The organism is Streptomyces sp. NPDC096311 (assembly GCF_044763085.1).
GTDB lineage: Bacteria > Actinomycetota > Actinomycetes > Streptomycetales > Streptomycetaceae > Streptomyces.
Window position 1 is genome coordinate 1 of the sequence record NZ_JBIWFN010000062.1, and the last position, 5,675, is coordinate 5,675.

The 5,675-nt window shown below is 67.8% G+C and carries 5 protein-coding genes; all 5 read left to right on the forward strand.

The window, feature by feature from the left end:
* The first annotated feature begins 168 nt into the window (after window positions 1–168).
* The 5 genes from ACIRA5_RS53510 (at window position 169) to ACIRA5_RS53530 (ending at window position 5,340) form a co-directional block, all read left to right on the forward strand.
* Window positions 169–906, forward strand: coding sequence for a class I SAM-dependent methyltransferase (locus tag ACIRA5_RS53510; protein ID WP_403705962.1), 738 nt, complete (start codon window positions 169–171; stop codon window positions 904–906).
* 154 nt (window positions 907–1,060) lie between these two features.
* The gene (locus ACIRA5_RS53515; protein WP_403705965.1) at window positions 1,061–2,515 is read left to right on the forward strand and encodes an NF041680 family putative transposase; all 1,455 of its coding nucleotides are present in this window, start codon (window positions 1,061–1,063) and stop codon (window positions 2,513–2,515) included.
* 93 nt (window positions 2,516–2,608) lie between these two features.
* The gene (locus ACIRA5_RS53520; RefSeq protein ID WP_403705968.1) at window positions 2,609–3,352 is read left to right on the forward strand and encodes a class I SAM-dependent DNA methyltransferase; all 744 of its coding nucleotides are present in this window, start codon (window positions 2,609–2,611) and stop codon (window positions 3,350–3,352) included.
* A gap of 920 nt (window positions 3,353–4,272) precedes the next feature.
* Window positions 4,273–4,926: a DUF6192 family protein gene (locus ACIRA5_RS53525; RefSeq protein ID WP_403705971.1), complete on the forward strand. Its 654-nt coding sequence runs from the start codon at window positions 4,273–4,275 to the stop codon at window positions 4,924–4,926.
* 3 nt (window positions 4,927–4,929) lie between these two features.
* A complete protein-coding gene (locus ACIRA5_RS53530; RefSeq protein WP_403705974.1) occupies window positions 4,930–5,340 on the forward strand; it encodes a hypothetical protein in 411 nt (136 codons plus the stop codon).
* Window positions 5,341–5,675: the final 335 nt, after the last annotated feature.

The following is a 5,675-nucleotide window of genomic DNA, read 5'->3' on the forward strand; positions in this document are numbered from 1 at the left end:
CTTGTGGGCCATGATCCGCGACGGCGCGTGCTACGAAGCCCTACCAACCGTCACGACAGCGGCTTGACATCGTCATTGGGAAGTTCTTTAAGGTCTGGCCCCGAACGATGCTCCGAGGATCGCGGTAGAAGGTGCGCCACGCGGCAGGCCCTCAGACAGGATGGACGGGTGATCGACTACGACGACGAGGCCCGGAACTACGACGCGTCCCGAGGCGGTGAACCGAGAGCCATGGCCGCGGCAGACGCGGTTGAACCGCTGCTGCCCCAAGGGCCTTGCTCGATCCTGGACATTGCGTGCGGCACGGGCATCGTGACCAGAAGACTGCTGAGTTCGGAGCGGATGGTGGTGGGCGTCGACCGTTCGCCCGGGATGCTGAGCCTTGCCGGGAAGCGGGTTCCGGGAGGTGTCGTGCACGGCGACGCCATGCGGTTGCCCATCGCGTCGGATGGGGTAGACGCCGTCGTGATCGTGTGGCTGCTGCATCTGTTGCCGGACCCCGCATTGGTGTTGGCCGAGGCAGCCAGGGTGTTGCGGCCCGGTGGGGTGCTGATCACCACCGTCGACAAGGACGACGCATACTTCGTCGAGGACAGTGACATCGCCCAGGTCACAGCGGAGCTGCGGCACCAGTATGCACCCTGGGTGCCCGACGGTTCCGCCCGGGTGCTTGGCTGGGCGGCAGAGCGGGGGCTGGGGCTTGGAGGGCGGACCGTGTTCCCCGGAACAGGGCAGGGCCGCAGCCCGCGCAGGTGGCGGGAGGTGATCGCGGCGGGCCACATCCCCTGGTGCTCGCGTGCGACCGAGGGCCAGGTGACCGACGTATGCCGACGGCTCGCTGAGCTTCCCGACCAGGACACGGCACGCCCGGACCCGCCGTACCAGCTCATCGCTTTGAAGGCGTGACCTTGCGTTGACTGAGCTGTTCCTTCGACTCTGGCCTCGAACGATGTCCCGAACATGATCGCCCGTATGGTGATTCCCCGGACGTGAACACGGCCTTCGTCTGATCCTGTGCTCCGACTAAAGAGGCATCTGACCAGTACGAAGGCCGTGGGGAATGAGTCTGCTGCATCACGAGACCCGGCGGCATGCGCTGGCTGTGACATCACGCTTTCGGGACGACTTATTCGACTGTCTGACCGCGCGCGGGGACGAACTGTTCGAGCTCGTGGACGCGTTGCTGTGCGCGGACGGTCCGGTGACCTCGCCGGTGGACCTCACGCTGGTGGCCGAGCACCGGCGTGGGCATGGCGCGATGTACGAGGCGTTGAACCACGGGAACGTGGATGCGCCCCGGCTGCGGCAGGTGCTGGCCGGTCTGCCGATGCCGCGGGCCGCCGACGGGCGCTTGGTCCTGGCGGTCGACGTCAGCAACTGGCTCCGCCCCGATGCACCGACCAGCGCGGACCGTCTGTTCTGTCACGTCTACGGCCGCAGCGGCCGGTCCTCGGACCAGTTCGTGCCCGGCTGGCCGTACTCGTTCGTCGCCGCCCTGGAATCGGGCCGGACGTCCTGGTGTCAGCTGCTGGACGCCGTCCGCCTCGGGCCCGAGGACGACGTCGCCGAGGTCACCGCCGCCCAGCTCCGCCGTGTGGTCACGGACCTGATCGAGATGGGCCGCTGGCACGTCGGCGACCGCGACATCCTCATCGTCTTCGACGCCGGCTACGACGCCCCGAGCATGGCCCACCTCCTCGACGGCCTCCCGGTCGAGGTGCTGGGACGGATGCGCTCCGACCGCGTCATGCGACGGCCGACGCCCTCGCTCAAGGAGTACGCCCTGTCCTATCCCCAGGGCGGGCGACGGCCGAAGCACGGCAAGGAGTTCCGCTTCGCCAAGCCGGAGACCTGGGGCGAGCCGGACGTGGCTACGACGCAGGTCACCGACCGGTACGGCACCGCCCGCGCGATGGCCTGGGGCCGCATCCACCCCCGCCTGACCACCCGCTCGGCGTGGATCGACCACACCGGCGAACTCCCCATCATCGAAGGCACGCTGATCCGCCTCCAGGTCGACCGCCTGCCCGGCGGAGGCGACCCGCTCCCGCTCTGGCTCTGGTCGTCCGCCACCGGCCTGAACAGCCAGGACGTCGACGTGCGCTGGCAGGCATTCCTGCGCAGGTTCGACCTGGAGCACACCTTCCGGCTGATGAAACAGACCCTCGGGTGGACCCGCCCGAAAGTGCGAACCCCCGAGGCCGGCGAGCGCTGGACCTGGCTGATCATCGCCGCCCACACCCAGATCCGCCTCATGCGCGAGACCGCCGCCGACTTGCGGCGACCATGGGAGAAGCCCGCCGAGCTCGGCCGGCTCACCCCGGCCCGAGTCCGCCGAGGGTTTCGGAACCTCCGCCCACACCTGCACTGTCCGGCCCAAGCACCGAAACCCTCAACGCCCGGACCCGGAAGACCACTTGGCTCGAAGAACCGACGACCCGCCACGCGCTACGACGTGGGCAAGACCGTGAAACGACCCGAGAGCATCACCGAACGAAATCGACTCAGACCATAAAGAACAAGGTCAGAAGCTGTTCCTGATGCCCACATGACAAGCGGTCTGAAAATTCGGTGGACATCGCATGGGCCAGCGGCGAGCGTTGGCGGAATGCAGCAGGAGAAGATCTGGGACGCCGATACCGCCCAGCGCTATGACACGCCCGGCTCTGGAATGTTCGCGCCCGAGGTCCTGGAACCGGCCGTGGACCGTCTCGCCCAGCTCGCAGGTGGCGGAGAAGCGCTTGAGTTCGCCATCGGGACCGGCCGGGTAGCCGTCCCGCTCGCGGGGCGAGGAGTGCCTGTCACCGGCATCGAGTTGTCGCTCCCGATGGTGGAGCAACTGCGAACCAAGGCCGATGAAGCAACGATCCCCGTGATCGTTGGTGACATGGCGACCACCGTCGCTCCTGGGAAGTACGCCCTCGTCTACCTCGTGTACAACACGATCTCCAACCTGCTGACCCAGGATGAGCAGGTCCAGTGCTTCCGCAACGCTGCCCGCCATCTCGCGCCTGGTGGCCGGTTCGTGGTCGAGCTCTGGGTACCCGAGTTGCGCAAGCTCCCACCGGGCCAGACGGCCACCGTCTGGCAGTCCGAACCCGGCTACATCGGGTTGGACACCTACGACGTGCTCCACCAGCACGTCGTATCGCACCACTTCCGCTTCGATGAGACCCAGCAGGCGCGGTTGTTCCGCAGCCCTCATCGATATGTCTGGCCGGCCGAACTCGACCTGATGGCCCAGCTGGCCGGGTTCGAGCTGGAGACCAGGCATGCGGACTGGGCCGGCGCCGAATTCACCGCCGAGTCGCGTTCTCACATCTCCGTCTACCAGATCCCACCTGCGGAGTAACCCCGCATGGCCGGGATCGATGCCGCGTCTGTGCCCTGCCTCATACGCGCGTCGTGATGAGGCAGAGCCTTGTCCCCACACGGTCTTCCTCTGGCGGCCTCGTGCGTTGACAGGCCGAAGGCTCGCTGAGAGGCCGCCGGGACTTCCGACGGCCTCCGCTCTTTCATACGGTGGCCGGATGCCCAGGGACAGGGTGCCGCGGCTCAAGCTCGTCGTGGTCACGGACAACGACACAGGACCGAGACTGTGCCGCGATTGTGGTGGTCCGCTGATGCCTTCGGTGAAGGCATCAGCGGTGTTCTGCTCGTCGGTGTGCCGGTCGCGGCACTGGCGGCGGATGCGGCGGGCGCGGGCAAGGACCGAGGCGGTCCGGGCCGGTGTGATCTCCATTTGCCCGGAGTGCGGCGCGTCGTGGACGGTCGGGGTCGAACATCCCGCCTCGGCAACGTACTGCTCTCCCGCCTGCCGCAAACTGGCCTGGCACAGACGGCGCGCGGCGGACAGCGAGTTGTGAGACGGCGCATTCGACGGCTGTCATCGTGCTCCACTGCGGGGCCGTGCGCCCCTGGCCAGCGCGTGGAGTCGGCTGGATGGTGCGGAGTGACGGCCTGCCGGGGCAAGTAGACGGCATGGCAAGGTGCCGCACCCGGGTCCGCCGGGGGTGATGTCCGGATGCCCGCGATGGTCGGGAGTGTGACCCGGGAACGCTACGACGAACTGGTCAAGCTGGGACGGGACTGGGTCGCGGCGATGAGCAGTGCCCAGTGGCGTCTTGGGGATGCGGCTGTGGAGATCGAGCCGATGCGCTCGTATGGGGGTGCGAATCCGTCCGGGAAGGACGACCTGTTCACGGTCAGCGAGGCCCTCCGGATGTTCGCCGAAGACGTCGGGCTTGCCTATACGACGGTCCGCTCCTACCGGTGGGTGTCCTCGCGCTGGCCGAAGAGCGCCGGCGGGCGGACGTCTCGCACACGATCCACAAGATCCTGGCCAGCATCCCCGATGAGCAGGAACGTTTCGAGGCGGTCACCAACCCCCCTCCCAACTCGGGCGGCGGACAGGCCCGGTGGACGCACGACAGCGCGAAGCGGATCGTGGGCTGGAAAGTCGACTCCCCGGAAAGCGTCCAGGAGAAAGTCGAAGCGATTCACGACCTGGCCACCGACGACGCCGTCGCGGCCGTGGTGACCACCGACTTCCTGCGCCGTCCCGCGGTCGCCGACAAGGCCATGGCCGACGACACTGCCCGGCACGCGGTCAACGAAGCCCAGTTCGACCGGTTCCGCCAGCAGGCCCAGTTCGTGCACCAGGAGGCAGCCCCGCAACTGCAGCGCATGGAGCACAGTGCCCAGTTCATGGACCTGGTCGCGGCCTGCGCGCAGTTCGTCACCACCGCCGGCAGGATCGTGCCCAGCCTGCGCGGCGAACACTACGACGACGCCGAACGCGACACCATCAACCGGGGCCTTGCCCGGGTACGCGCCGCGGCCGACTGGATCGAGAACGCCGCCATGCGCGGTGAGGTCGACCTGGACGAGCAGCTGATGAGGCTGCTGAAAGGCTCGGGTGAGTAGGCGATGGGGCGGGGAGTCCCCGCTCACGTCCACGCCGAAGCGATCCTCAGCGCCCTGCAGGAGGCCCGCCCCGCCGGACTGACCGTCACCCAGCTCATGGCCGCCACCGAACGCACCCGCGCGCAGATCCACACCGGGCTCGCACACCTGCGCCAGGTCGCCGCCGCACGTGGTCTGCCGCCCGTCACCTGGGACAGGAAGTGGGGATACCGGCTGCTGGACGACGCACCGGAGGTGTGGATCGGCTACGAACGAGCCTTCTTCCACGCCGTGCACCACCGCGTCACCCACTTCATCGCCGGGACCCTCCTCCCGCACCAGACCAAGACCCCCGACGACCCCTATATCCGCACCGTCATGGCCCAGATGGGCGCGATCGAATCCACCCTTCAGCTGCTGGCCAACCTGGAGTGACGCAGAGCAGGAAGGCAGAAGGCGGGCCGCGACCGCACCGCAGTTGGCTCCTGACCCCCAGATCGCGGCCCCTCAACCTCTGTGATGCTGCCGAAATACCGCTACCCCTCCGACACCAGTGACGTGGAATGGTTCCTGCTGGAGCCCCTTCTCCCCGTTGCCGCATGCCAGACCCCCAAGGGCGGCGCCCCGGAGAAGTGGTCCCGCCGGCGTGTGGTCGATGCCATCCGCTACATCACCGACAGTCATAGTGATACGCGGGTCTCCGGTGGCCGTGACCCGATCACTGACTGACGTCCTGCTGGACTGTCCTTGCGTTGATCTGTCCGGCCGCC